This window comes from Secundilactobacillus malefermentans DSM 5705 = KCTC 3548, assembly GCF_001436395.1.
Classification (GTDB): Bacteria; Bacillota; Bacilli; order Lactobacillales; family Lactobacillaceae; genus Secundilactobacillus; species Secundilactobacillus malefermentans.
In genome coordinates, this window is record NZ_AZGJ01000096.1 from 1 (window position 1) to 1,807 (window position 1,807).

Below are 1,807 nucleotides of genomic sequence, written 5' to 3' on the forward strand. Positions count from 1 at the left end.
ACCACTAATGTTAGTCAGTTTTTTTGTATTATAATTATAGAAACGTTTTATGCGATACTATTATATATGAGGTGATTGTTATCGAATCAGATAGTAGATTATCAAGGCGACAAGATTCATCTTCAGGATTACGCGTTCAGCGACGTCATCCGTTCTTTAATTTTATATGGGCGATTGTACTAGTGGCCTTTGCAACGACACTTACAATAAAATCGACAGTTTTAAGTCCAAAGTATGTAGCGCAAAAGGTCGAGCAAACTAGTGTCATGAAATCGTTGGCAACGGAGATAAATGACGACCTAAATGGTGCAGGAGTTAGCCAAAACTTGGTGACAACTGGTATGGTTTCAACTGTTTTTAAAACCGAAGTGAAATCATTATTATCTGGTGATGAAACGACAGATCAGACAAATCAAAAAATTGAAGCTCAATTTCAACAATTAGTGACAAACAAGGCAAAAACAGCTGGGATCGATAATCAAGTTTCAAAAACGCTTGTTAAGACTGTTGCAAATGACCTTGCAAAAAGATTTGAAACTAAAATTCAGCAAAAATTGTCAGCTTATCAAAATTTATATTTTCAAGTGAATCAATATAATTTTTATCTGGGTGTCGCGTCAGTCATTTTAACGATTTTAATGGCCGTCATTTCGATCCTTAAACATCATTTTTGGCGTTCTTTGGGACCGGCGTTGTTCATGGCTGGCATTTTGATTGCTGGGTTAGGCGTAACGGTCATCATTAACTTACCAAGTTTTGAGGCAAGTGCCTCCCAATTTGAGGCTCAAATGATGAGTACCGTTGGAGAAAGTTCTATTGTCACGCTGGCCTTTGTTGGGGTCATGACAGGGTTAGTTGGTTTAATTGTTATGCTGGGACATAGAGTCTTTAGAAAATCCTAGAATAATCCTTTTAACGGTTTTAAACACTGATTGGACAGTATTTGGGTTATATGATTGACAGATGTTGAAAACTGACGCAAAGCGTGATAATATAATATTTGTCTGTTTATGCGGATTACTAATTATAAGAAAAGAGGAGTCAAGATGTCAGGACATTCAAAATGGCATAACATCCAAGGTCGTAAAAACGCCCAAGATGCTAAGCGTGGAAAAATTTTCCAAAAAATATCACGTGATTTGTACCAAGCTGCTAAAGCAGGTGATCCTGATCCCGCGAACAATCCTCAACTTAGGTTGGTAATGGAAAAGGCACGTTCTGCGAATATGCCTAAGGATAATGTACAACGTGCGATTGACAAGGCATCTGGTCTTGGCGGCGCGAAGTTCGAAGAAATTACTTATGAGGGTTACGGACCTGGCGGAACGGCTGTCATGGTTTTGGCCTTAACTGATAACAAGAACCGAACTGCAGCAGCAGTCCGTTCAGCATTTACTCATCATGGTGGTGCTCTTGGTACCGATGGTTCAGTATCCTATATGTTTGATCGTAAAGGTTATATTGTTATCTTGCGTGACGGCTTAGATACAGATGAAGATACAATGCTAATGGATGCACTCGATGCAGGTGCCGAAGACATGAACACAACTGATGATGCTTTCGAGATTTATACAACACCATCAGATATGCCAAGTGTTCGAGATGCATTACAAGCCAAAAAATATGATTTAGATACTGCCGAAGTAACAATGTTCCCTGAAAATGTTATGGAAGTTCCAGAAGATAAAACTTCTCAGTATCAAGGATTAATTGATGAACTTGAAAGTGACGATGATGTTTCTGACGTTTATGAAGCAGCTAAGTTACCAGAAGGAATTGAATAAATGGCTCTCTGTCAAATCCTGTT

At 38.6% G+C, this 1,807-nt stretch carries 2 protein-coding genes; both read left to right on the forward strand.

Annotation, left to right across the window (positions count from 1 at the left end):
- Positions 1-182: 182 nt before the first annotated feature.
- Positions 183-902, forward strand: a complete 720-nt coding sequence (locus FD44_RS09805; protein WP_010620724.1) for a hypothetical protein — start codon at positions 183-185, stop codon at positions 900-902.
- Between the two features lie 144 nt (positions 903-1,046).
- The gene (locus tag FD44_RS09810; RefSeq protein WP_010620725.1) at positions 1,047-1,784 is read left to right on the forward strand and encodes a YebC/PmpR family DNA-binding transcriptional regulator; all 738 of its coding nucleotides are present in this window, start codon (positions 1,047-1,049) and stop codon (positions 1,782-1,784) included.
- Positions 1,785-1,807: the final 23 nt, after the last annotated feature.

Excerpts from the sequence above, each read along its gene's own strand:
- FD44_RS09810 (WP_010620725.1), top strand. The coding sequence starts at position 1,047 with ATGTCAGGACATTCAAAATGGCATAACATCCAAGGTCGTAAAAACGCC.